Here is a 25605-nt window from a genome sequence, read left to right as displayed (position 1 = left end):
AGAAAAGAAGAAGAGCAAACAGACACAAGAAGAAATAATTTATTTTTTTAACGTCTTACACATATAAATATAGTTGGTTCTATTGCCAACTATATTTTTGTTTTATATTTACAACCTAATTTTAGTAAAAAACCAGTTTATGAAGTTATGAAGAAAGAACTGATAATTTCCAATGAGGAAGACGCTTCAAAGATTGCATTGTTGGAAGATGGACGCCTTTTTGAACTTCACGAGCAGAAAACCAAATCCGATTTTGTAGTTGGAGACCTTTTTTTAGGTAAAATAAAAAAACTGGCCCCAAATCTTAATGCTGCTTTCGTTAGCATAGGAACAGACAAAGATGCATTCCTGCATTATCAGGATCTGGGACCGCAATTTCTTTCCTATCAGAAATTCCTGAAAAATACACTTGCCAAAAAACAACAGACACCAAGTCTCAAAAATGCTGAGCACGCCAAAGACATTGATAAAATGGGAACGGTGGACAAAGTGTTGGCTGCAGGCGATGTTGTACTACTTCAGATCACCAAAGAACCAATTTCCACCAAAGGACCGCGTATCTCCACACAAATCTCTCTTACAGGAAGATTTTTGGTATTAATTCCTTTTGACAATAAAATTTCGATTTCCAAAAAAGTGAGCGACGGTGCTGAAAAAGAACGTCTCAAAACTTTGATTGAAAGTATCCGCCCGGAAGGTTTTGGTGTCATCATCAGAACGGTGGCTGAAGGCAAAAAAGTGGCTGAACTTCATAATGATATGAATCAGCTTGTGAAAAAGTGGGAAACTACTTTCAAGAATATTCAGAAGAATAAAGTTCCGAGTAAGATTTTAAGTGAGGAAGACAAAGCATCTTCTATTCTGAGGGACAACTTCAACCAGGATTTCGTTAGCATCATTTGTGATGACGAAAAGATGGTGGAAGATATGAAAGCTTACATCGAGGTCATTGCTCCTGAAAGAAAAAATATTGTTCAGTTCTACGATTCTCACATTCCACTTTTGGAATATTACAATGTTGAAAAACAACTGAAGCAGAGTTTCGGTAAACATGTGAATATTCCAGCCTCAAAAGGTGCTTATCTCGTAATCGAGCATACAGAAGCACTTCACGTGGTGGATGTAAATTCCGGAAACAATATTTCCTCGTCTTCTACCAATAAAATGCACGCTTTGACAGTCAATAAAATGGCTGCTACAGAGATTGCAAGACAATTGCGTCTTCGTGATATGGGCGGAATCATCGTTGTGGATTTCATTGATATGGTAGATGCAGAACACAGAAAAGAATTGTATGAACATTTCCGTGACGAGATGAAGCGCGATAAGGCAAGACACAAGATTCTTCCGCCTTCGAAGTTTGGTCTTATCCAGATGACAAGACAGCGTGTCCGTTCCGAAAAACATATCGAAACAAACGAAGAAAATCCAAACAAAGACGGCGAGATCATCGCACCAATTGTTATTATCGAAAAAATGGAGGATTCTATCAGAGCCCTGATGCAGACGGAAAAAGGCAAACTTTTCCTGCACGTGCATCCATTCGTAGAAGCTTATCTTACGAAAGGTCTTGCAAGTATACAGAACAAATGGTTTCTGAAGTACAAAAAATGGGTGACGATTATCCCGAGAGATTCTTTCAAAATGCTTGAGTTTCATCTCTACAACGCTCAGAAAAAAGAGCTGATGAGCTTTTCCAATTAAAATTTAAAACTTTGCTGACAACGGCAAAGTTTTTTTATTTCTTTTTTAATACTGCAATTTTTGAGACAGTATTAGAAAGTTTGTTTGTAAAATCAATGTACTGATTAATTTCCTTTGGTTGAAAAATAATTTGATTGATGAGAAGAGACCACGTGATAACCGCTTCATTATTTTCTTTATATCCTACACTTTGAGCATATTGCAATTTTCCATCAAATACAGAAATGGTTTCTTTAAAATTATCAGTATTCAAGATATAATCTTCGGGTATCTTTACTTTGAGCTGAATGGTTTTCAGAAAAGGAAAATCTAATTCGACTGGGTAATCTCTGTCTTTTTCAACAGTTAACTCTTTAATCTTTTCTACAAAGGGATTCTCTATTGTAAGGAAAGAAGAGTTAGGATTTTCTAGGTTGACGGTTCTGTAATTAATCTTCCATTCTTCTAATTCTTTTTTATCACCTTCCGTGATTTTTACAACAGGTTCTTTTATGAAAGCTTGTTCTTTGTAAGAAGATAATTCAAAATATCCTTTGAATTGATCCCGGATTTTTAGGTTCAAAGAATCGTTTCTTATATCCAATTCCTGCTGAGATACATATTCTGAAAGATTAGGGGAAACTTCTATGAAATTATCACTAATATTATCTAAGCCGAAAACTAAATGATTAAAATAATTTCTAGAAAGAAAATGACCATCTTCCGGTTTGGAAATAGCAGCATCTACCATTGTTTTTTCTTCTTTATCCAAACTTACAATTGTGACCAATGTCTGCAATTTTGATAATACAGTATAACCAACGATAATTCTGCCATTGCTCCTCAAACTGTTGACAGCTAATTGAGAATTAATCTTTTTCTCCCTCAGGATGCCTTGTAGGAAAATATTAAAATCAGCAGTATTGCCTGTTTTTGTTCTTAGAAAATTACTTTTCAATCTATCTGTACTTGTCGCATAGTATTTATCCCATTTATAATTGTCTCTTAAGAATTTCAGACAATTTTTTAATGTTTCAAATTTATTTTTTCCTGTTTGTATTTTATTTGCATATTCTCTAAAATCCAAATCTTCGACGCTTTTTTCTTTTTTACTATTAATCAGATTTTTAAATCCTTGCCAAGTACTTTCTGAATAATAAGTACCGTAGAAGCTCTTTGCAGAAGTGTATTGGAATGTAATTCTTTCCACATTATCAGAAATGTTATAAATTTTGGTGTAGGTATTGTAACTGGGAACGTTATTCAGTTCCCATTCCCTTAATTTGTTTTTTCCAATATATTTTTTTCCTAATTTAGGTGTAGGGAAAATTAAAGTATAAGTTCCTGAAGCAGATTTCAATTTCAATTTTGACGAAAGTGTAGGCAAGGCATTTTGAAAATACCAAGCTGAATAATATATATTGTAAGGTCTTATTATTTTGACTTTATATTCTATGATAGAACCCACTTTTATATTAGGGAAAGCTATTGCTAATTCTTCAATGTCATTACTTTGGTTGTAAACCAAAATGTCTTTTTTGTCAATCGGTGTAATAACTGTTTTTCCATCCACAATATTAATTGTTTGAGCTTCTCGGAAGATGACTTTATCAAATCTATTACTAGAATTATAGCTCCATTTTTTCTGTGCAGAGGAGAATCCATTAGGAGATAATATTTTAATTCTGATATGTTCTTCCAGCTCATATCCTACATAATCTATTTTAAGCTCACCATATTCTTTCAATGTTACGGCATCTGCAGTTGGTTCAAAAGGAACACTTTTCAACTCAATCTCTTCCTGAGATGGTTTTCCCCATTCAAAATCCTGGGAAAAAAATAATGAAAAAATAAAAATTAGTGATAGACTTAGAACTGATTTCATTCTTGGAGATTAGTTATTATCAAATATAAAAAAATAAAAAATTCCTTTAACTAATATTTAACGCCAACTCTCTGTTTATTTAAATATTATTGTGATATTTTGGTCATACTTTTGATACTTTAAACTTAAATAAAAATATATGTCAGGAAAAATTTTATGGATCGATGATGAAGTAGATCTTCTCAAACCTCATATTGTCTTTTTGGAAAACAAAGGCTACACTGTAACACCAGTGAACAACGTGAATGAGGCTTTGGAATTGATAGAAAAAGAAAAATTCGTATTGACCCTTCTTGACGAAAATATGCCGGGAATATCTGGTCTGGAAGCTATTCCTATGATCAAAGAAAAAGATAATGCTATAAAGATCGTAATGGTCACCAAAAGTGAGGAGGAACACATTATGGAACAGGCAATTGGTTCTCAAATCGAGGATTATATTTTGAAACCTGTAAATCCTAATCAGGTTCTTTTGTCACTCAAAAAAATCCTTCAAAGTGAATCTCTCGTTGAACAAAAGACAATCGTTGATTATCAACAAGAATTCAGAAACCTGAGTATGGAATTGTCCTACTTGAGAACTTATCAGGATTGGGCAGAATATTATAAAAAAATCCTGAACTGGGAAGTGAAATTCGATAAAGTTTCTGATAACGAGTTCGCTGATCTGCTTCAAAATCAAAAAGAAGAAGCCAATATCCAATTCTCAAAATTCATAGAAAATAATTACGAAGAGTGGCTGCACGGCAACGATAAACCAATGATGAGCCACACGCTCTTCAAAGACAAAGTGAAATCTGAATTAGAGAAAGATAAAGTTTTGTTGCTTATGATCGATAATCTCAGGTACGACCAGTGGAAAGTGATAGAACCATTATTCACAAAGTTCTACAATAAAACTTCTGAAGACTATTACTTCAGTATTTTGCCAACGGCGACACAATATGCGCGTAATTCTTTCTTTGCAGGACTGATGCCATCCGAAATCGAGAAAAGATTCCCGAACAATTGGTTCAATGACAATGAAGAAGGCAACAAAAACGAATTCGAAAGAGACTTCCTGGAAGATCAGATGAAGCGTTTGGGACTATCAGGCAAATCAATGAAATACCTGAAAATCCTGAATTCAGACTTCGAAAGAAAAATTTTAGAAGATTTCAACCAGCATAAAAATAATGACTTACTAGTAATTGTTTACAACTTCATCGATATTTTGTCTCACGCAAAAACCGATAATAATATTGTAAATCAATTAATTAGAGACGATAAAACCTTCAGGTCGCTCACATACAACTGGTTCGAGAATTCATCTTTACTGAAAATTATCAAAACTGCAGCAGAAAATGGATTCAAATTGGTCATCACAACCGATCACGGCACAATTTATGTTAAAAAACCTAGTAAGGTAGTTGGTGACAGAGAAACGTCTACCAACATAAGATATAAAACCGGACGAAGTTTAACCTACGAAGACAAAGACGTTTGGGCAGTCAATGACCCGGGCAAACTCTTTCTTCCCAAAGGAAACCTGAGTTCAAAGTATATATTTGCGAAAAACAATATATTTTTAGCATACCCGAAGAACTATAATCACTTTGTGAATTATTACAAAGACACTTATCAGCACGGTGGGATTTCCCTCGAGGAGGTCATCATCCCGATAAGCATCCTAGAACCCAAGTAGTTTTTTCATAGTTTATTTGATTTGGGTTTATTGGGCGGAAAGAGGGAACTTTTTCCGCCTTTTTCTTTTTTGGAGTAACACGTTTGGTCATTCTTGTCAACAGTCCAACCCGCTAGTAATTTATCCTGAGTTTATCGAAGGGCTATATCTTTTTTGCTTTAGAACGTTTTGCCATCCAAACAAAGTTTTCCTCAAAAAGCAAAAAAGGATGCCGTTACTATCGGGGCTATGTTGAGGTTTGGTATTTCTTTTGACGATTCAACTCAAAATTCCGAACTTTGAATTTCAACCAAATCATTTCCAAAAGTCAACGGAGTTTGTTCTGAATTACTTAATCTTGAAAACCAAAGTAGAAATTATGAAAGACATCGACGCATTACTGCAAGAACACAATCTCGACAGGCAGGAAATTGAAGAATTGCTCCAACAAAATGAAAAGATAAACGCCATCAAACTGGTATTCGATAAAACGGGTTTAGGTCTTAAAAATTCGAAGGATTTAGTAGAAGCCATTCAAAGCAAAGAAACACACTTTGATGAAGATAATTCCTTAACTAACAGTAATGTTTCGGTAAAGACTTTCAGCAAACATGGACAACTCACCGTCAAATTAAAGTTGAATAATCAACCGGAAAAAATAGTTTTTCCTTCCGACCCAGATTGGGCTGAGGTTAAAAAAGTAATGGGAGACAAGCCGGAAATCATCGCTTATGAAAAAGAATATCTGGAAAACCCCACGAAATTTCAAAGTCAGAAAAATACACTTTTCATAGAAGAAGAAGGTTCGGGAAAATGGAAAGTTGTACTTTTGGCAGCTATTTTCACAATCTTTATTATTTATCTCATTTATTCTAATTCATAAACAATGAAAATCATTTCCTATAACGTCAACGGCATCCGTGCTGCATTTACGAAAGACTTCCTCGGCTGGCTCAATGTCGCAAGTCCGGATGTCATCTGCATTCAGGAAAGCAAAGCGGGAAATGACCAAATCGATATCGAAAGTCTGGAAAAAGCAGGCTATTACAGTTATTGGCATTCCGCATTGAAAAAAGGTTACAGCGGTGTAGGAATTGCCTCCAAAATAAAGCCAAACCATGTGGAATCTGGTTGTGGCATCGAAAGTTATGATAATGAAGGTAGGATCATTCGAGCAGATTTTGATGACTTTTCCGTGATTTCAGTTTACGTTCCTTCCGCTTCAAACATCGAAAGACTTGAATTCAAAATGCAATTCTGTTTTGACTTTTTGGAGTACATCAAACAACTCAGAAAAACCATCCCAAATCTTATCATCAGCGGCGATTTCAACATCTGTCACGAAGCAATCGATATTCATAATCCAATTGGTTTGGCAAATACTTCCGGTTTTCTCCCGATGGAACGGGAATGGATGACCAACTTTATGAAAGAAAATAGTTTGACAGATAGTTTCCGACACTTCAACGACCAGCCGGACCAATATTCCTGGTGGAGCTACAGAGCTGGTTCCAGAGCGAGGAACAAAGGCTGGCGTTTGGATTACAACTTCGTCTCCGAACCTTTAAAGGATAAAATGACCAGAGCCGTAATTCTCCCGGAAGTCAAGCATTCCGATCATTGTCCGGTGATGGTTGAGTTAGAATTTAAGGAATAAGTATTTATTGGTCTTCGAGAACCTCAGACTGACAATGCTTAAATAAAACTGTTTGTATTAGAGATGTCATGTGGAGGTTCTCGAAGCATCGCAATAAAAATTCTTCAAAATTAGAATAGAGATGTCATGCTGAGGTTCTCGAAGCATTTTCACAATATCATTTATCACTCATCAATTATAATTCAAACGTGCACGAACAATTCAATCTTATCATAGAAATCCTTGGAACCATTTCCTTTGCGATGTCGGGTAGTTTTGCAGCAATGCAGAAGCGTCTGGATCCTTTCGGTGTGCTGATTATTGCATTTGTAACTTCAGTCGGCGGCGGAACCGTGAGAGATCTTTTGTTGGGCGTTCCTGTTTTCTGGATGACGGATATGCTGACCTGTGGACTAATCTTCTCGACTTGTGTTTTTTCAATGATATTCAAATCGATAGAGAAAAACTTCAAGGTCACGCTGTTTATATTTGACAGTTTTGGTTTGGGATTGTTTACAATTATAGGAATCCAAAAAGGAATCAACGAAGGTTTCCATCCTTTGATATGTTTAACATTGGGAACGATTACCGGTTGTTTTGGTGGAATCATCCGTGATATTTTACTGAACAGAATCCCATTGATTTTCCGAAAAGAAATTTATGCCACAGCCTGTATAATCGGTGGCGGTATTTTTTTATTGTTGTCAAGATTAACAGATTTGTCTTACACCTTAGTCCAGATATTTACTATTCTTTTAATTGTCTCTATAAGAACATTAGCTGTCAAATACCATTGGAGAATTCCCAAATTTTATGGTTATGAAACCAATGAAGAAATGTAAAATGTTTATGTAATAGATTCATTTGTTGTTTTTTATGTAATGAAATTGATAAAACTTCATATATTTGAAAAAAAATAAATTTATGAAAAGAGTTTTACTGAGTTCTATTGCGCTGTTGTTTTTATCTATGCAATTTTCGGCGCAAACGTTTAAACTAATCAATTCAGACAGTGAGACTGTGACTGTTGATTTCGAGATTAACAAATTGGAGAAGAACTTAAAATCTGTTGAAGGTAAAGATTACCATACATTTTCTAAGCAATATTCGGTTTTGATGTCAGAAAAAGGTTTGCCTGCAATACCTTATTTTTCCGAATCGGTGCAATTGCCGGAGAAAGGAAATTACAGTTATAAAATTGTCTATGACAGTTACGAAGACATTAGTAACATCGACATCATTCCATCAAAAGGAAATCTGAAAAGAAATACAGATCCGGAATCTGTACCTTATGTTTTCGGAGAGTCATATAAAAAAGATGATTTCTTTCCTGGTGATCCTGTAAAATTTGGTTCACCTCATATTCTCAGAAATACAAGAGGTGTTACGTTTTCACTCTATCCGTATCAATACAATCCGGTACAGCATAAACTGAGAGTTTATAAGAACCTTAGAGTTATTATTGATTTTAATAATGAAAAAGGAGCTAACGAAATTGCTGTCAGAAAAACCGATAATACACTTTTCAACGAGATCTATTCCAATCATTATCTTAATTATACTTCTGCTAATAAATATACACCAGCTCCGGAAGCAGGAGAATTACTGATCGTTACAGCATCTTCTTTCGAAAGCCAATTGGCGTCTTTTGTAAGCTGGAAAAGAGAAAAAGGCATCAAGACAACCGTAGTTACCACAGCAACTGCCGGCACGACGGATACAGCCATCAAGAATTATATCAAAACTTTTTATTTGACACATCCTAACCTGGTTTATATCCTTTTGGTTGGTGATTCCGGTGATGTTCCTTCTCACACTTATGGAAATAATGGTGAACAGCTTTGGAGCGATTCTTATTACGGCCAGCTTTCCGGAGAAACCGATTTTTATCCTGAAGCTTTTGTAGGCAGATTTTCAGGAAATAGCACTGCGATCAAAACAATGACAAACAGAGTCATGGAGTATGAGAAAACGCCGCTTGCAGGCAACTGGATGAAGAATGCGATAGGAATTGGCTCTAATGAAGGTGATGGCTACGGCGATGATGGAGAAACGGATTATGTGCATCTCAGAAAGATCAGAACACAATTGCAGGGGTTTGGATATCAGACTGTCCACGAGTTTTATCAAGGTTCACAAGGTGGCGGCGATGCTTCTGGAGAACCTACGCCAACAATGATCAATAATGCAATCAATGCAGGAACAGGATTGTTCAATTATACAGGACATGGTGATCTTAATCTTATGGTGACCGGAAATTATACTTCAACCTATGTTAAACAATTGAAAAACAACGGAATGTATCCTTTCGTGATTTCTGTAGCGTGTAACAATGGAACATTTGTTGGCAAAACCTGTCTGGCAGAGGATTTCTTATCTGTAAGTTATAATAATTCTCCGGCTGGCGCTATTGCTAGTGCTGCTTCTACAATCCTTATGGCTTGGGCAGAACCAATGGAAACACAGGATGAGATGACCAATATTCTTACAGAAATGTACGCAAATAATAAGAAAGAAACAATCGGCGGATTGTTTTACAATTCTCAGATGGGGATGCTGGAAAGCTATAATGAATCTGCAACAGCTAAAGAAGTGATGCAGACCTGGGTGCTGTTTGGTGATCCTTCAACATTATTCAGATATGATACGACAAAAACCTTCCAGGTGGGACATCCAAGCCAGATTGATCCAGGTGCACAGACAATTTCTGTTACCTGCGACCAGGCAAATGCTGCAATTTCTTTAACTAAAAGCAATGGCGATATGGTAGGATCTGCATTCAGCAAGGATGGAAGCATCGCAATTAATCTTGGTGGAGTAACTGATGGAGAATCATTAAAACTGACGGTTTCAAAACAGAATTTCCAGCCTTATCAGGCAACGATTCTGGTAAAAACTTTGGGGGTTGCATCATTTAATAATACCAGTGTTAGTATTTATCCAATTCCTGCAAAAGATGTGGTGAACTTAACTTGGCAAAACTCGAAACCTGCGAAAGTTATGCTTTATGATGCTACAGGAAAATTAGTGCAGACCATTAATAATACATCAGACAAAAAACTTCAGATCAATGTTTCGAAATATCCAAAAGGCGTTTACATTTTGAAATACGAACTTGATAATAAGGCATATTCGGAGAAGCTGATTGTAGAATAATATTAAAACTTAATAACAAATCAATAAAAAAGGATCGAAATGATTACGATCCTTTTTTATTTTAAAGTCAGAATAAAATTCTAACATCTGATTTCTCACATCTGAAATCCAAATTTTAGAATTTTCCTCTGATTCTCATATTCGGGTTGTGCATATGTTTCTGCATCGTTGGCATCTTCATCTGATCTTTGATCATCTTGATCTGATCTGTCATCATCCCGGCAGAATCAAGTTGTTTTGCCTCTTCAAGAAGTTTCTGAGCTTCGGATTTTCTTCCTTTGGCTAGTGCAGAAGCGGCTAGGTTTAATTTTGCCATTGCTCTGTCGTGCTTCATATTCAGACCATAATCCAATGCTTTTTTCATCAATCCTTCAGTTTTAGCAGGGTTATCCTGAGCAGTTGTCAATGCCTGTAGATAATGGAAATAACCGTATTGGCTTTTGTGCAACTGAGATTTGTAATCGGTAATATTTGACAAAAATTTGGAAGCTTTTTCCATATTCTGTTTTCTAAGCTGCCAGAATGCCAGAAGAATATTTTCATTTTTGAAGAAAAGAGCAATAGGAATAGCAGAAAGAATAACCACAACTACGCCCCAGCCGGTTTGTCGGGTAAAAGCTATCAGGTAAATACCCAATGTGATAATGATTGCAGCAACTAAAAATTTTATGTATTTGTTCATGTTTAAAATTTAGGTTGCAAAGATAATAATTAACAGATGAAATTCCGAATAGGAAATTTATTGATTTTGTTTTTAAATTATTAATATAAATTATCTGATATTCAAAATATAATAGTAATTTTAGTTACTGATAATTAGGTAATTATCATCTTGTTTGTCTGTTTAATATCAAAATAAAATTATGAAAATCATTACTAAATCATTATCAGCGACGCTCTTATTATCCAGTTTGTTTTATTTCTCACAACAGAAAACTAATGCTTTGGCAAATACAGAATGGAAAGGTGTTGCCAATATTCCTACTCCGGCTGAGGTTACTTTCAAATTCAACACAGATCAGGCAGATTTGGTTTATCAGGGAAATGTCATTGAAAAAATGAGTTATTCTTTTACAGATCAAGGCAGTCTTAAATTGGTTAAACTTGAAGGAAACTCTCCTTGCGATTCTAAGGAGGAAGGTCTGTACAAATATCAGATCGTAAATGACACGCTGACTTTTATGATCATTAATGACAAATGTATGGAAAGACAAACTGCATTTGATGGCAATGGTTACAAGAAGGTGACAGCAGCTGCCATAAGATAGTTCTAAGAATTAAAAAATTCCCAAACCAATTATATTTTTTAAATTAGTATTTAGAAAATATTTAAGAAATAAATGTTTAATTTTGTGAAAAGTTTAGTTTGAACTAAATTATGTGTAAATTTGAAATAAATGAATTTGAAGCTGTTCAAGGAAAACAAAAATTTTTTGATTTAAAAATTGATGGTTTAAGTCAATATAATGAGTTCAAAGAAATTATTGAAAGAGATTATCAATCGATGAAAACAGAAATGCTTACAATGTTTTCATATATGAATTTGGTGTCCAATTTACATACTTTACCTCGTACAAAATTTAATGAAATTACACCGCAAAAAGAAACGATTAAAGAATATGAATTAAAATCAAAACATTTAAGAATTTATTTTTTTCACTATGAAAATACAGGAAAGATTATTACTGTTTGGGGATTTAAAAATAATCAAAAAGAAGATATCTTAAAATTTAGAAGAATTAAAAAAGAATTTATTCAAAATTATAAAAATGAAACGAGAAGAATTACTAAGAAGTAAAGAGTTTTGGATTGCAAAAATTCAAAATCAACTTTATGAAGAATTAGAAGAATATTTAAAAGAAAATAAAATATCTAAAACTGAATTCGCAAATAAAATGGGCGTTAGTAAAGGATATGTTTCACAGATACTTAATGGAGATTTTGATCATAAACTGAGTAAATTAGTAGAAATTTCACTAATTATGGAAAAAACACCAATTGTGAAATTTGAAAATATTGAAAACTGTATAAGAATAGATAAAGAAATTGGAGTGGAGAAAATTAATGAAAAATTAAGTATTAATATTAATATTAATTTCAATTATAATAATAGACTTACAATTGAAAATAAATCTGAAGAATTAAATAAAGGATTTAATAACAATCAAAAATATAATCTTATTGGGTTTGATGAATTAAAGCATTCAAACTTTAAAAGAGAAGAACAGTTAAACTAAATATTTAAAATGGAAAAATTCGTTATTTCATTAGTGGAAATATCCGAAAAGGAATTTTATTTAGCTCCTCAAGAAAATCTTAAAGTTTCTCAAAAAAAATTAAATCTTGGGTTTTCTTTTGAGTTTAAATGGGAAGAGAATACAGATTTTATAGAAATAGTACCAACCATAGTCTATCTTTATATTGACAATCAGATTAATCAAGAATTAATGAAATTTAAGACAGTATTTAAATTTCAAATTAAAAATTTAAAAAATTATATTTCAATTGATAAAGAAAAAATAAATATCCCTGACTCTATATCAAATATTATAATATCTACTTCTATTTCTTCAATGAGAGGAATGTTATATTATAAAACATCGGGTACTTATATGTCACGTTTTTTAATTCCTTTATTAGATTCTAAATTTTTTGTTAATGGCATTAATGAAAAAAATAAAAATATTGATAATTTGGGAGTTTTTACAGATAAGAAGAAAAAAATCAGGAATTAAAAAATTCCCAGACCACTCTGGCTTTCACTTTTCCAAGGATTTCTTCTAAGGTAACTATATCTGCTTCCTTGATTCTTTTGACAGATTTTAGTTTTGTCAGAAGCATTTCTATGGACTTTGGACCAACGCCCGGGATCTGTTCGAGTTCGGATTTGATGGTTGAGTTTGTTCGTCGGGTTCTGTGATGTTTCACGCCAAAACGGTGCGCTTCATCTCTCACGCGTTGAAGGATTTTCAGCGTTTCAGCTTTTTTATCAATGTATAGAGGAATAGAATCTTCCGGGAAGTAAATTTCCTCAAGACGTTTTGCAATCCCAACAATCGTTATTTTGCCATAAAGCCCAAGCAGTTTCAGACTTTTAACAGCAGAAGACAATTGTCCTTTTCCTCCATCAATTAAAATGAGCTGAGGCAAAGGTTCGCCTTCATCAATCAATCTTCTATATCGTCTGTAGATCACTTCTTCCATTGTTTTAAAATCATCCGGACCGACAACAGTTTTCGGATGGAAGATTCTGTAATCAGCTTTGCTCGGTTTCCCGTCTTTGAAAACGACGCAGGCAGAAACAGGATTGGTTCCCTGGATATTCGAGTTATCAAAACCTTCGATGTGTCTTGGTTCTACAGGCATATGCAAGAGTTTTTGCATTTCTGCCATTATTCGGTTGGTGTGTCTTTCCGGGTCGATGATTTGAACCTGTTTCAGTTTTTCAAGTCTGTATTCTTTTGCGTTTTTCTCGGAAAGTTCCACGATTCTTTTCTTGTCGCCGACTTTGGGAACAATCAATTTCACATTTGGAATTTCCAAACCGAGATGAAACGGAATCAAAATCTCTTTGGATGTGGAATCAAATTTCTGACGAATCTCCACCAAAGCTTCCTCCAGCATATCTTCATCGGTTTCCTCCAAAACTTTTTTAATTTCGGTCGTGAAACTCTGAACTATTGAACCATTTCTGATTTTAAAATAATTAATGTAAGCCGCTGTCTCATCGCTCGTCATCCCGAAAACATCCACGTCATCGATGCTTGGATTAACGACGGTGTGTTTTTCTTGGTAATTTTCGAGAGACTCAATATTATTCTTAATCATCTGAGCTTTTTCAAACTCAAGATTCGAAGCGAAACGTAACATTCTCTCTTCCAGATATTTTTTAGCAAACCGGAAATCACCTTTGATGATTCCTCGGATGGCTTCTACTTTTTCATCATAATCTTCCTTGGATTCTAGGTCTTCACAAGGTCCATTACAATTTTTAATGTGATATTCCAGACAAACTCGGTATTTTCCTTCAGCGATTTTTGAAGGCGCCAAATTCAGATTACAAGTTCGGATTTTATAAAGATTCTTAATCGTATCGAGAAGGACTCTTGCGGGTTTCACTTTGGCGTAAGGTCCGAAATATTCAGAACCATCTTTTATTTTGGTCCGGGTCAAAAATATTCTGGGGAAATCTTCATTTTTAATGCAGATCCAAGGATAAGTTTTGTCATCCTTTAGCATCACATTGTAAAATGGCTGATGTGCTTTTATCAGATTGTTTTCCAGCAAAAGTGCATCGTATTCGCTATTCACAACGGTGGTTTCCAGTCTGTGAATTTTCGAAACCATTATTCTGGTTCGGTAACCATTTTGGTTTTTGTTGAAATAGGAAAGGACTCTTTTGTTGAGATGTTTTGCCTTTCCCACATACAAAAGCTGGTCGTTCTTATCATAATATCGATAGACGCCGGGTTCCGATGGGAGGGTTTTGAGCTGAAGTTCTAAGTCGGGATTCACGGGACAAATTTACGCAATGATATTGATTCTTGAGAAAAGTTGAAGCTATATTTCTTTGGTAAAATAATCTTCTGCACCTTCGGAAATTGGAAGATAAAGTCTTTCCCATCCATTAGAATCCAACATTTCCCAGCTGTGTCCTTCGCCAGCCGTATCTTCTGCAAGCAGGATAATTTCGGGTTCAATGATAAAAGTCGAGCCATCACTCACCTTGAATTTTATTTTTCCTTGGGTAGTAATCACGTACTGTTTTCTTGGTGCAGGATGTTTGCTTTTTTCCCATTCTTCGGTTTTGTTGCTGACCCAGAAAGTAGTCGTGTTCATTGGTTTGAGAGTAGGAATAGTTCCTCTTTCAAAACTGCAAAGTCCATTTTCTGTGGTGAATAATCTTATGGCTGGAATTGATTCTGTTCCCTCATGTGGATTAGTTTTCGTTTCGATATTTTCTTTTTGTTCCTGCATCAGATTTATAGCTTAGAAGCTAAAAATACAAATTAAATTTCCATTTTAGTGTCGAGTCTTTTAAAAATGTGCGCAGAGAAGACTTTGCGGCTGCGCAGAGACGAGTTAATGTGTGCGCAGGGATAAAGTCGTTTCTGCGCACTCGTAGTTAGATGGATGCGCAGGGATTAATATTCCGAAGCAGTGATTTGGTTTTATCACTATCATTTTTAATTTCCAAATTATCGATTAATTTGTACCTTGCCTTTACGAAACCGAAATATTATGAACGAGATTATTTGTCCGAATTGTCATAAAGCCTTTAAAGTTGACGAAGCGGGATTTGCTGAGATTCTGAAACAAGTTCGCAACCATCAATTTGAAGAAGAACTACAGGAGCGATTAAGAATTGCTGAAAAAGAAAAAAACAGCGAGATTGAACTTAATAAAGAAAAATTCAAAAGTTATCTGCAAGAACAGCTTTCCAAAAAAGATGCTGAGATTTCGCAGTTAAAATCGGTTAACGAATTAGAAATTAGAGGAAAAGTTTCTGAAAAAGAAAAGGAGATTATGGAACTTAAAGCGAAAATTGAAAAAGCCGAAACCGAAAAAAAATTGGCGATTTCGGAAGCAGTTCAGAAAGTAGAAAAAGAGAAAAACCATCTCGAAAATGAAAAAAATGATCTTGGTAATAAGCTAAGGAATAAAGATTTGGAAAAGGAACTTTCGGAAAGATCTCTCAAAGAACAGTTTGATGAAAAACTAAGATCCAAAGATGCAATCATCAAGTATAAGGACGAAGAAATTGACCGTGTTAAAGAAATGAAAGCCAGACTTTCTACAAAAATGCTTGGTGAAACCCTAGAGCAACATTGCGAAATCGAGTTTAATAAATTGCGTGCAACGGCATTTCAAAATGTCTACTTTGAGAAAGATAATGATTCGAAATCCGGAAGTAAAGGTGATTTTATCTATCGGGAATTTGATGATTCTGGTAATGAAATCATCTCGATAATGTTTGAAATGAAAAATGAAGCCGACCAAACGGCAACAAAAAAAAGAAATGAAGATTTTTTCCGGGAACTTGATAAAGACAGGAGTGAAAAAAAATGCGAATATGCAGTGATGGTTTCATTGTTAGAAGCCGAAAACGAATTTTACAATACGGGAATTGTAGATGTTTCGCATCGTTTTTCAAAAATGTATGTTGTTCGTCCACAGTTTTTTATAACAATCATTACACTTCTGAGAAATGCTGCTATGAACTCGTTAAAATATAAAAAGGAACTCGCGTTGGTGAAAAATCAGAATATTGATATTACCAATTTTGAAGAAAAAATAGATATTTTCAAACAGGGATTTGCAAAGAATTATGAATTGGCAAGCAGGCAATTTAAAACCGCAGTTGACGAAATTGACAAAACAATAACTCATCTTCAAAAAACAAAAGATGCGTTGCTCTCCTCTGTTAATAATCTGCGTCTAGCCAACAATAAAGCAGAAGATTTGACCATAAAAAAACTGACTTATGGCAATCCTACTATGAAAGCAAAATTTGATGATTTAGAATAAAATGTCGTGATTTAAATCTTCCGATTCTTCGCCAGCATAGGAATCGATATCAAGCCCATTACCAGCATAATAATGATCTGCAAAGGCAATGTAATGAAAGAGTAGGCAAGTCCTAATTCTCCGCCTTCTACTGCGTTTTTTCCCATCGAAATAAAAAGTGCTGTGAACCCGAACTTCATTGCAAGATTGAAGGCTCCAATGCCGCCACTTGCTGGAATAATCATTCCCAAGGTTCCGACAACCAGAATAAAACAGCCGTCAGCAAGGGTAAAATTGGATGTTTCCGGAAGTGCAAAACAAACTAGATAAGATGCAAAAAAGTAGCAAATCCAGATTCCTGCGGTGTAAAGGATGAATTTTCCTTTTTGTTTTAAATTGAATATGGATTTCAGACCTTCGAAGATTCCATCAATGAAATCAATTATTTTTGAAATAACAGTAAAACGTCTGAATTTCTCTTTGAATTTGAAGAATAAAATCAATCCTATGATTCCGGTAACAGTTACAGCAATTATAATCATTGGATTAGGTTTGAAGCCAGAATTGTCGTAGAAACTTTTGATGGCTTCAAATTTGAAAATTAAAGTCAATCCCAAGAAAATCAACATACAAACCAAATCGACAACTCTTTCTAAAATAATAGTTCCAAAAGACTTGTCAACAGGTACTTTTTCTACACCATAAAGTGCCGTAGATCTTGCCAATTCGCCACTTCTGGGAATGGTGAGATTCATAAGATATCCGAAAGACAGTGACCAGAGGGAATTGCTGCTGGAGATTTTGTAGCCCATTGGCTCTAATAAAAGATTCCATCTCACAGCTCTGAAAATATAGGCTGAAACTCCGAAAACTGCCGCAAATGCCACCCAGAAATAATTAGCCTTTTGTAAAGAATTTTTTATTTTTTCAAGATCCAATCCTCTAAGTGCAACCCAAAGAAAAATTCCCGCAATTGCGATTGATACCAAAACGGTGATTGCATTTTTAAATGACGAGGATTTTTTTTCTTCCAAGATATTTAAGATTACGTTAGAAGGTTTGTTGTTTCGTCCGGGAAAACGATTTTTGGCTGAAAATCTTTGGCTTCTTCAGGACTCATCTGTGCATAAGCAATAATGATGATGATATCGCCTTTCTGTACTTTTCTGGCCGCAGGACCATTAAGACAGATTTCGCCGGATTTTCTTTTTCCTTTGATAACATAAGTGTCAAAACGTTCGCCATTGTTTACATTCACGATATAGACTCTCTCGCCCACAATCAAGCCGGCTGCTTCTATTAAGTCCTCATCAATGGTGATACTTCCGATATAATCAAGATCCGATGCTGTGACACGGACTCTGTGAATTTTCGATTTAAAAACTTCGATTAACATAAGTGCAAATTTAAGCTAAATAATAAAAGTGGAAAAGAAGATTTTATGTTTACTGAAAATGTGGCACTACTTTTAATATTAAATCGATTGCAGATACCTTTAAAATAGATATTGCTTTTTATGAATTTCTGAATATTGATCAGATTTATTGTTATTTATTATATTAGCCTATTAATAAAGGTAAATTATTAAAAATGAAATCCAAAGAATCTAGTGTTTTCGTCAAAACCGGATTTGTCAAAAATGCATCATATTAAAAAAAAAGATACATAGTTCACTAAATTTCATAAAATTATTTGCACGATATCAAAATTGTCTTATATTTGCTATAACAACATAACTTTAATTAATAAATATTATGAACAAGTCTGAATTAATCGACGCTATTGCGAAAGATGCAGAAATCACAAAAGCTGCTGCTAAAAAAGCTTTGGAATCATTTGTTGCTAATGTAACAGAAACACTTAAGAAAAAAGACGGTAAAGTATCTCTAGTTGGATTCGGGACTTTCTCAGTTTCTGAAAGAGCTGCAAGACAAGGTATCAACCCTGCTACTAAGAAACCAATCAAAATTGCTGCTAAAACAGTTGCAAAATTCAAAGCTGGTGCTGACTTAGCTACTGCAGTTTCTGGTGTTAAAAAGAAATAATTTTATTTGAATTCCTTCAAATAAAAAAACCGTCGTAAGACGGTTTTTTTATTTTTATAATCAAGTTGATTAAGGATTCTCATCATCTAAAAGATGACCGAAAAAATCTTTTTTTGTTTTAAGGTACGAAGCACTTGAGCTGTTTGATTTTATCTGCAGAGGGATCCTGGAATTAAAAATAATACCGCTATTCTGGATCATTTTTATTTTTTCTGGATTATTGGTCATTAGATTCAGGGATTTTACGCCCAGGTTATTCAGCATTTCTATCGCAACGCCAAAATCTCTGTCATCTGCTGGCAGTCCCAATTCCAAATTAGCCTGTACAGTGTCTAAACCTTTCTCCTGCAAAGCATAAGCTTTTAATTTGTTAATGATTCCGATGTTTCTTCCTTCCTGTCTCAGGTAAATAATAATCCCGCCGTTTTCCTGCATATATTTCATTGCAGAATTAAGCTGCTGTCCGCATTCACATTTTTGAGAATGAAAAACTTCGCCAGTGATACACTCGGAATGGATTCTTACGTTCACAGGCTTGTCAAAATCTGTATTTTTAGCAACCAGAGCCATATGCGGCATCCAGTCTTTATCATTTTCGGAAAAAGCCATCATTCTGAACTCCCCAAAATCTGTGGGAACATTCGATTCTGCTTGTAATTGTAACATTAAATAAAGTAGTAGTAAAGGAGATTAATTAGAAGACATTGAAACTTCTTCCGTTTTTGATTGAGAAGCCTCCAGAAGGTTGATATTGGTTTTTATTTTTACCATATATCTGTTCAGAACCTCGTCATCATCTTTTGTCATGAATTTTCTTAGCTTCTGAATTTTTTTGTAATACTTTTCAAAGTCTTCTAACGATTTATGTTTAGTAGACTGATTGAAATCACGGACTGCGCCCAGGTAATCTGAAAGTGAAACTTTTAACGAAGAGACCTCCCTGTTTATAGCATCATTCCGGAATTTTGGAAAAGTAGCAACAAGATTGGAAATAGAAGATGCATAGACAATAGCTTCAGGAGAAAGATATGCATACGTATCTGACAGAAGATCGGAGTGGACTTGTTCAGAAGCTGCTGAGTTTGTAGAACAAGAACCTATAATAGCTGTGGTAATAATTAACGTTAAAAGTTTATAAAAACTTTTCATTTTTTCTGCATTTTTTGATACAGGATTGGGTTAAGACTTTCGTCATTATACATTTTCATCTGCTTATAAAGCTTCATCTTAACTTTGCCGTTTTCAATATCAGAAAGCAACTGATCTATGGCTGTAGAAAGGTCTTTTTTCTGCTCCAAAAGCACATTCAGCTTTTGTGAGCATTGTAATTTATGTTCTTCGGAAGCGTCTTCACGAGAAGCTTCAATAGACATATGATATATTTTCAAAGATAAAATAGAAAATCGATCTATACACCAAGCCGGAGTTTCGCTGTTTATTCTTGCATCGGGATCAGAAATAATATTTTCGAAGTTTTTATAAAACCAAAAATCGATCTGTTCTACCAGGTCTGTTCTTTTTTGATTAAGTTTATCTATTCTTCTTTTTATTTTTAAAGCCTCTGTCGGGTCGATATCTTCTTCACGAATAATATCTTCCAAATGCCATTGAACGGTATCAATCCAATTTTTAGAATACAAAATCCATTCCAAACTATTAGCCTGGAATGGATTGTTTTCTTCTGAATTAACGTCATCATTAATATGATAATCTTCAACCGACTGGTTAAAGATCTTCCATGATTTTTCTGTCAAACTCATTAATCGTTCTTATAAGTGTGAATTAGGATCATTTGTTGTGGATGAAGTAGAAGTAGGATTTGCAGGATCTTTTTTCTTGTCCTCCTCTTTTACAGCATCTTTGAACTCTTTGATACCAGAGCCTAAACCTTTCATTAATTCGGGGATTTTTTTACCTCCAAATAACAAAAGCAATATCAAGGCTACAATTAGGATATGCTGCCAAGAAATACTTAATATAACAGTGGATAATGTCATCTTGATTTTTTTACAAAGTTAAATTATTTTTTAATATGAAACCCATCCTAAAGGATCAACTGGATTTGTACCATTCCAAATCTGGAAGTCTAATGTAATAGATTCATCAAAATCACTGCCAACTTCTCCAATCAGGGTTCCTGCGGAGACTTGCTGATTAGCTTTTACTAATGTATTGGCAAGATTAGAATAGACTGTAAAGTAGCTGCCATGTTTTACAACAACAGTTCTGCTGCCGTTGATAGCCTGGATACTGGAAACAACACCCGGGAAAACGCATCTTGCTTTTGTGCCTTTTGCAACCGATATTTTGATCCCGATATTTTCTTCAACTATATTTTTGAAAACAGGATGTGGCTGTCTTCCAAAACGGTGGGTTACAGTTCCTTTTTCTACAGGGAAACCAATTCGTCCTTTATTATCTGCAAAATTACTGCCTACTGTAGAGCCAACGCCGTAACTTTTCATTACTTTTTTCTCGGCGGCATCTTTGGCATCATCATTATTTTTATTTACAGCGGCTTCATTTGCTTTGGCTGCGGCTAACTTATCATTTGCGGCTTTCGATCTTTCTGCAGCATCCCTTGTAGCTTTTTCTGCAGCTTCTTTTTTCTCAGCTGCTTTGTTGGATTCTGCTACTTTTCTTTCTTCTTCAGCTTTTTTGATTGCTAAGTCAGAAGCTTTTTTAGCTTCATTTTCGGCGCGTTTTCTTTCAGCTTCTGCGGCAGCAAGTTTAGCTCTGTTTTCAGCTTCTATTCGGTCTCTTTCTCTTTTTGCAGCTATTTCCGCCAGTCTTTTTCTTTCAGCTTCGGCTTTTCTTTCAGCTTCCTCTTTTGCTTTGGCAATTCTTATTTCTTCAGCAATGATGTTTCTGATCTGGCGTTCCAGTTCCTTGGATTGTGTTTGCTTTTGTCTCAGTTCTGCTGTCAGCTTCACCTCATTCTTTTTAAACTCATCGAGAAGCTGTTGCTTCTGGATTTTTTCTGCTTCTATTGTTGCAAGATCTTTTTTCTGAGACAATAAAAGATTGTCTTTTTCTGAGATTGATCTTTTCTTCAGCGTAATGTTTTTCTTGATTTCGTTTGCCTTGTTAGAGATCTCTGCTGCTTTTTTATCCTGATATTCAGAATATCTTTTTAAATATTCTATCCTGTTGAGAGCTTCTCCCATATTTTTGGAAGAAAGGATGAAGGTAACTTTGTTTTGAACGCCTTTGGTTTTATAGGCTTTTACAAGTATCTCAGCATAGTTTTTTCTGAGAACTTCCAGCTCACGGTTGTTTTTGTTGATTTCCAGTTGACGTTTGTAAATGTCATCCTCTATAAATCTTTTTTCTTTTTGAGTGTTGTTGTAAACTTTTTCTCTTAAGCTAAGCTTTTGATTTACAGCATTAAGGTAAGCTATAGAAAGTTTAGATTCTTGTTTGGTTTGATTGAGTGACGCATTAATGGAGGATATCTGTTTTTTAAGATCGGCATTCTGCTTCTGCAGAACCTCTTTATCTTTTTGTCCAAATGCGCTTCCGAAAAGGATGATACTTATGAAAAAACTTAATTTCTTAATCATTTAATCTCTGTCTTTTTGTAATTGGCAGGAACGGAATAAGTAGTTTCCATCCGGGAAAAATCAAATTTCGTATTTTCTAATAATATTTCGTCTGTTTTGTCAGCTTTTATAATTATTTTAACACTTTTCGGGAAGCTCTCATTGCTTAGAATTTCTCTGTTGGAATAAGTGATTTCTAACTCGTTATTATTTGCAGGATTCGTTAATAGAACGTGATTCAGATTGAAATCTGTATCATAATCCAAGGAGATTTTATATTCCGTTGTTTTGCCATTCTCAGTTATTTTCTGAGTTTGTTTCGAAGTCAGGTTGAAACCATTGGCATTTTGAGTGAGATTATAATCATTCTCCGAAACCGGAATAAAAGTTTTTCCCAGCAACAAATTCTGCAAAGCATTATAATCGATAAAGTTGACATTTAGTAATTTATTTAAATAACCAAAATCCGAGTCGATATAGGTTTTATCAAGTTTATAATAACCTTTAATACCTTCCGGCGTCGCAACGCCTCTCGCTGCTTGTATGATCACAGCTGTCAAATTCATCCAGACTTTTTGACCGTTTTCTATATAGATTACAGCGTCCAGAGTTGGAATGAAAGATCCCGTTTTTGCATCAATTTTACTATTGATTTTTACTGCATCGAAAGTCGATTTTTTCTCAATTGCTGAAAAGAAACCCGCATTATTAGAAATCGGTTTTGTTGTGCTTACTGGAGTTGTAGTCTGATTTTTCTGAACTTTACAAGATGTTACGATTAAAGCTGCAACTATGATTAGAATATACTTTTGCATAATTTTTTTATGATGAAACTTACAATATTAACGCCAAAAATAAACTTATATTTCCACATAAGCAGCTAAAAAAAACTTTGTCAAAGTCCAGGACCTTGACAAAGTTTATATTTTATTGTAATTAAATTAATCTTTCGAAAGAAAATCTAAAACGGAGTAATCTCCCAAAGAAATTTCTCTGGCAACACCAAAGTATTTCGCAGAGTTTCCGATCATAGAATTGCTTAGATTCCCGTGATCGATAATCGTATTTTCCTGGATCAATGAGTTGTCGATATTAGAATTGATAACAACTGTATTGTTCCCAAGAGAAACATTAGGTCCGATTTTAGAATTGAGTATTTTCACATTTTCACCAATAAAACAAGGTGGAATGATCATACAGTTTTCAATTTCCGCAGATTCCGGGAAGTTAGCCATATCAGCTCTTTCGTACTGCAAAATTTTGCTGTTAGTCTCTACCGTTGCGTTTTTATTTCCGCAGTCCATCCAGTCATCCACTTTCCCAAGAGAGAATTTTGCTCCTTTTGCTCGAAGGTTTTCTAATGCTGTTGTCAACTGATATTCACCGCCTTCTGTAATATTATTTTCCATAATGTGGTCGATCTCAGTCATCAGTTTTTCTGCAGAATTGAAATAATAAATTCCAATAATAGCAAGATCGGAAACAAATTCTTTAGGTTTTTCTACAAAATCTGTGATGAACCCGTAATCATCCAATTTCACAACCCCGAAAGCGGAAGGATCTTCTACTTTTTTTACCCAGATCACACCGTCAGCATTCGTATCAAGGTGAAAATCTGCACGGAAAAGTGTATCGGCGAAAGCAATAATTACGGGTCCGCTCATGCTTTCTCTTGCACAATTGATCGCGTGAGCCGTTCCCAAAGGTTCAGTTTGAGCATAGATGCTTCCTTTTGCACCAAGATCTTCAGCAACTTTAATTAAAGAAGCTTCTACATCTGCACCGAAATCACCAATGATGAATGCAATCTCTTCGATCGGTTGGTTGGCAACTTTTGCGATGTCTTCTACCAATCTTTGTACGATTGGTTTTCCGCCGATAGGGATAAGCGGTTTTGGAACCGTTAATGTATGTGGCCTAAGTCTGGAACCGCGTCCAGCCATTGGGACAATTATTTTCATAAGTTTTTGTTGTTAATTTGTTGACTATTAATTAAATAATAGATTTATTTTTTCACAATTTTATTTAAAATCTTTTGTGGAATCAAATTTTCTGACTTTAATAAAATGGTTGCCAAAATTAGAAATATAAGGTTTCCCAACCAAATATTTTCTTTTAAATATTGATAATATGTCAAAGATACGACCATTGTAATGAGAATCACTATTGAATTTTTGTAAATATTATAAGGTACAGGATATTTGTAATGTCCCCAAATATACGATATCACCATCATCATAAAGTAGCTTGCAATAGTTGCCCAAGTTGAAGCCCAATATCCGTATTTAGGAATAAAATAAAAATTAATGATTATGGTTATAAAAACTCCAATTGCAGAGATGTAAGCTCCAATAATCGTTTTATCCGTCAGTTTGTACCAGATAGAAAGATTCAGATAGATTCCTAAGAATAAACTGGCAAAGAATAGTATAGGTAGAATCGAAATTCCCTCATAATATTCCGGATTGTTAATGTAAACTTTCGCAATCCAATTCAGATTTACAGATAAGAATAAAACAATCAGACAATTAATTGTGATAAAAATATCCATCAGTTTGACATACATTTCTTTAGCATTTTTATTCTTAGAGTTACTGAAAAAAAACGGCTCAATTCCTAATGAATAAGCTTGTCTGAAAAGAATTACAAAAGTCACCACTTTTGCAACACCACCGTAAACGCCCAATTCATGTCTTCCGATTTCGTCCGGTAAAAGGAATTTAAGAAATTGTCTGTCAAATGTTTCATTGATGATTCCTGCTAGACCTGCAATGGTAATCGGCCAGGAATATTTGATCATCTTTTTCCAAAGTTCCCAAGAAAAATGCTTTATCCTTGCGATTAGCAATTCTTGCGATAACATCAGAAATGTCACTGAGCTCGCTACCAAATTAGCAATAAAAACATACCCGATTCCAAACTCCGGACTGTATTTTAATCCGAAAATTCCTTCTGGATATTTAGGCAAAATAATAATAAAAAATACGACCAAAAGGAAATTGATAATTCCGTTTGTGATTCGAATTCCTGCGTATTTTAATGGCCTTTCGTTCTTTCTTAACATTACAAATGGCATCGCAGAAAAAGCGTCCAAAGCCAAAGTAACTGTAAGAATCGCCAAAAGGTCAACTTGGTCCGGCGTTTTGAAAGCAATTGCTAAAGGCTGTCTGTAAAGTAATGTGAAAAATAAATAGATTAGTGTTACTGTTAAAACACTGAAAAACGAAGTTGAAATTAGTTTTCTATCGTCTTTCTCATCCAAAGCAAATCGGAAAAAAGTGGTTTCCATTCCGTGCGTCAAAAGCACGGCGATAACACCTGCTACAGAATAAAAATCAGCAAAAGGAGAATAGGCTGTAGGACCAAATGTTCTTGTAATAATTGGATTAATTACAAATGGAAACAGTCTGATAATCACAGTTGTTAATCCATAAAGCGCAGTTTGTCCAAGTAATTTCTTCAATTCAAAAATTTTTGCAAAAATAATC

The 25605-nt window shown here is 34.6% G+C and carries 26 protein-coding genes; 12 read left to right on the top strand and 14 right to left on the bottom strand.

All coding sequences use genetic code 11. The annotated features are described in order from the left end of the window. Positions 1-147: 147 nt before the first annotated feature. Positions 148-1704, top strand: a complete 1557-nt coding sequence (locus ACFJGY_RS15835; RefSeq protein ID WP_379965840.1) for an Rne/Rng family ribonuclease — start codon at positions 148-150, stop codon at positions 1702-1704. A 34-nt stretch (positions 1705-1738) separates the two neighbouring features. Here the strand turns inward: ACFJGY_RS15835 and ACFJGY_RS15830 are convergent, their stop codons facing one another. Beyond that, on the bottom strand, positions 1739-3568 hold the full coding sequence (locus tag ACFJGY_RS15830; protein ID WP_379965837.1) for a DUF3857 domain-containing protein: 1830 nt from the start codon (positions 3566-3568) through the stop codon (positions 1739-1741). A gap of 139 nt (positions 3569-3707) precedes the next feature. On the opposite strand from ACFJGY_RS15830, the gene ACFJGY_RS15825 reads away from it, so the two are divergent. From ACFJGY_RS15825 to ACFJGY_RS15805, 5 genes are all read left to right on the top strand, one after another. After that, positions 3708-5252 carry a PglZ domain-containing protein gene (locus tag ACFJGY_RS15825; protein WP_379965834.1) on the top strand — a complete coding sequence of 515 codons (1545 nt, stop codon included), beginning with the start codon at positions 3708-3710 and terminating at the stop codon, positions 5250-5252. Between the two features lie 358 nt (positions 5253-5610). Continuing rightward, positions 5611-6114: a hypothetical protein gene (locus ACFJGY_RS15820; protein WP_379965831.1), complete on the top strand. Its 504-nt coding sequence runs from the start codon at positions 5611-5613 to the stop codon at positions 6112-6114. Positions 6115-6117: 3 nt separating this feature from the next. Continuing rightward, positions 6118-6888: an exodeoxyribonuclease III gene (locus tag ACFJGY_RS15815; RefSeq protein ID WP_379965828.1), complete on the top strand. Its 771-nt coding sequence runs from the start codon at positions 6118-6120 to the stop codon at positions 6886-6888. Positions 6889-7076: 188 nt separating this feature from the next. Continuing rightward, a complete protein-coding gene (locus tag ACFJGY_RS15810) occupies positions 7077-7709 on the top strand; it encodes a trimeric intracellular cation channel family protein (protein ID WP_379965825.1) in 633 nt (210 codons plus the stop codon). 82 nt (positions 7710-7791) lie between these two features. After that, positions 7792-10023, top strand: a complete 2232-nt coding sequence (locus ACFJGY_RS15805) for a C25 family cysteine peptidase (protein ID WP_379965822.1) — start codon at positions 7792-7794, stop codon at positions 10021-10023. Positions 10024-10138: 115 nt separating this feature from the next. On the opposite strand, the gene ACFJGY_RS15800 is transcribed toward ACFJGY_RS15805, so the two are convergent. Continuing rightward, positions 10139-10705: a DUF2892 domain-containing protein gene (locus ACFJGY_RS15800; protein WP_379965819.1), complete on the bottom strand. Its 567-nt coding sequence runs from the start codon at positions 10703-10705 to the stop codon at positions 10139-10141. Positions 10706-10886: 181 nt separating this feature from the next. Here ACFJGY_RS15800 and ACFJGY_RS15795 point away from each other — a divergent pair, with 181 nt between their 5' ends. From ACFJGY_RS15795 to ACFJGY_RS15780, 4 genes are all read left to right on the top strand, one after another. After that, positions 10887-11291: a hypothetical protein gene (locus ACFJGY_RS15795; protein WP_379965816.1), complete on the top strand. Its 405-nt coding sequence runs from the start codon at positions 10887-10889 to the stop codon at positions 11289-11291. A gap of 110 nt (positions 11292-11401) precedes the next feature. After that, positions 11402-11821 (top strand): hypothetical protein, encoded by a 420-nt coding sequence (locus ACFJGY_RS15790; protein ID WP_379965813.1) that lies wholly within the window; start codon positions 11402-11404, stop codon positions 11819-11821. Next, positions 11793-12260: a helix-turn-helix domain-containing protein gene (locus ACFJGY_RS15785; protein WP_379965810.1), complete on the top strand. Its 468-nt coding sequence runs from the start codon at positions 11793-11795 to the stop codon at positions 12258-12260. Before ACFJGY_RS15790 ends, ACFJGY_RS15785 begins: the two co-directional genes overlap by 29 nt. A 9-nt stretch (positions 12261-12269) precedes the next feature. Beyond that, a complete protein-coding gene (locus ACFJGY_RS15780) occupies positions 12270-12758 on the top strand; it encodes a hypothetical protein (RefSeq protein WP_379965807.1) in 489 nt (162 codons plus the stop codon). Here ACFJGY_RS15780 and uvrC read toward each other — a convergent pair. Both uvrC and ACFJGY_RS15770 read right to left on the bottom strand, forming a co-directional pair. Continuing rightward, positions 12748-14538 (bottom strand): excinuclease ABC subunit UvrC, encoded by a 1791-nt coding sequence (uvrC, locus tag ACFJGY_RS15775; RefSeq protein WP_379965804.1) that lies wholly within the window; start codon positions 14536-14538, stop codon positions 12748-12750. The genes ACFJGY_RS15780 and uvrC overlap by 11 nt on opposite strands. Positions 14539-14583: 45 nt before the next feature. Next, the gene (locus ACFJGY_RS15770; RefSeq protein ID WP_379965801.1) at positions 14584-15000 is read right to left on the bottom strand and encodes a hypothetical protein; all 417 of its coding nucleotides are present in this window, start codon (positions 14998-15000) and stop codon (positions 14584-14586) included. A gap of 264 nt (positions 15001-15264) precedes the next feature. On the opposite strand from ACFJGY_RS15770, the gene ACFJGY_RS15765 reads away from it, so the two are divergent. Continuing rightward, entirely contained in the window at positions 15265-16551 is a 1287-nt protein-coding gene (locus ACFJGY_RS15765) for a DUF2130 domain-containing protein (protein ID WP_379965798.1), read from the top strand. An 11-nt stretch (positions 16552-16562) separates the two neighbouring features. Here the strand turns inward: ACFJGY_RS15765 and ACFJGY_RS15760 are convergent, their stop codons facing one another. Further along, on the bottom strand, positions 16563-17567 hold the full coding sequence (locus ACFJGY_RS15760; RefSeq protein WP_379970217.1) for a lysylphosphatidylglycerol synthase transmembrane domain-containing protein: 1005 nt from the start codon (positions 17565-17567) through the stop codon (positions 16563-16565). 8 nt (positions 17568-17575) lie between these two features. After that, positions 17576-17926, bottom strand: a complete 351-nt coding sequence (panD, locus tag ACFJGY_RS15755) for an aspartate 1-decarboxylase (protein WP_379965795.1) — start codon at positions 17924-17926, stop codon at positions 17576-17578. Positions 17927-18284: 358 nt separating this feature from the next. Here panD and ACFJGY_RS15750 point away from each other — a divergent pair, with 358 nt between their 5' ends. Continuing rightward, the gene (locus tag ACFJGY_RS15750) at positions 18285-18575 is read left to right on the top strand and encodes an HU family DNA-binding protein (protein ID WP_379965792.1); all 291 of its coding nucleotides are present in this window, start codon (positions 18285-18287) and stop codon (positions 18573-18575) included. A 69-nt stretch (positions 18576-18644) separates the two neighbouring features. Here ACFJGY_RS15750 and ribA read toward each other — a convergent pair whose 3' ends face one another. From ribA to ACFJGY_RS15710, 8 genes are all read right to left on the bottom strand, one after another. Beyond that, on the bottom strand, positions 18645-19241 hold the full coding sequence (gene ribA / locus ACFJGY_RS15745) for a GTP cyclohydrolase II (RefSeq protein WP_379965789.1): 597 nt from the start codon (positions 19239-19241) through the stop codon (positions 18645-18647). Between the two features lie 24 nt (positions 19242-19265). After that, positions 19266-19724, bottom strand: a complete 459-nt coding sequence (locus tag ACFJGY_RS15740) for a hypothetical protein (protein ID WP_379965786.1) — start codon at positions 19722-19724, stop codon at positions 19266-19268. After that, positions 19721-20335, bottom strand: coding sequence for a DUF4254 domain-containing protein (locus ACFJGY_RS15735; protein WP_379965783.1), 615 nt, complete (start codon positions 20333-20335; stop codon positions 19721-19723). Before ACFJGY_RS15735 ends, ACFJGY_RS15740 begins: the two co-directional genes overlap by 4 nt. 9 nt (positions 20336-20344) lie before the next feature. Beyond that, positions 20345-20572, bottom strand: coding sequence for a twin-arginine translocase TatA/TatE family subunit (locus tag ACFJGY_RS15730; protein WP_379965780.1), 228 nt, complete (start codon positions 20570-20572; stop codon positions 20345-20347). Positions 20573-20602: 30 nt separating this feature from the next. Then, a complete protein-coding gene (locus ACFJGY_RS15725; RefSeq protein WP_379965777.1) occupies positions 20603-22138 on the bottom strand; it encodes a murein hydrolase activator EnvC family protein in 1536 nt (511 codons plus the stop codon). Further along, entirely contained in the window at positions 22135-22932 is a 798-nt protein-coding gene (locus tag ACFJGY_RS15720; protein WP_379965774.1) for a DUF4292 domain-containing protein, read from the bottom strand. The genes ACFJGY_RS15725 and ACFJGY_RS15720 overlap by 4 nt, the downstream gene beginning before the upstream one ends. A 126-nt stretch (positions 22933-23058) precedes the next feature. Beyond that, positions 23059-24078: a sugar phosphate nucleotidyltransferase gene (locus tag ACFJGY_RS15715; protein WP_379965771.1), complete on the bottom strand. Its 1020-nt coding sequence runs from the start codon at positions 24076-24078 to the stop codon at positions 23059-23061. A 44-nt stretch (positions 24079-24122) separates the two neighbouring features. Next, positions 24123-25580 (bottom strand): lipopolysaccharide biosynthesis protein, encoded by a 1458-nt coding sequence (locus tag ACFJGY_RS15710; protein ID WP_379965768.1) that lies wholly within the window; start codon positions 25578-25580, stop codon positions 24123-24125. Between the last annotated feature and the right edge of the window lie 25 nt (positions 25581-25605).

The organism is Epilithonimonas sp. UC225_85 (assembly GCF_042695135.1).
Classification (GTDB): Bacteria; Bacteroidota; Bacteroidia; order Flavobacteriales; family Weeksellaceae; genus Epilithonimonas.
The sequence above is the reverse complement of the archived record's forward strand: the minus strand, read 5'-3'. Positions and strand labels throughout refer to the sequence as shown.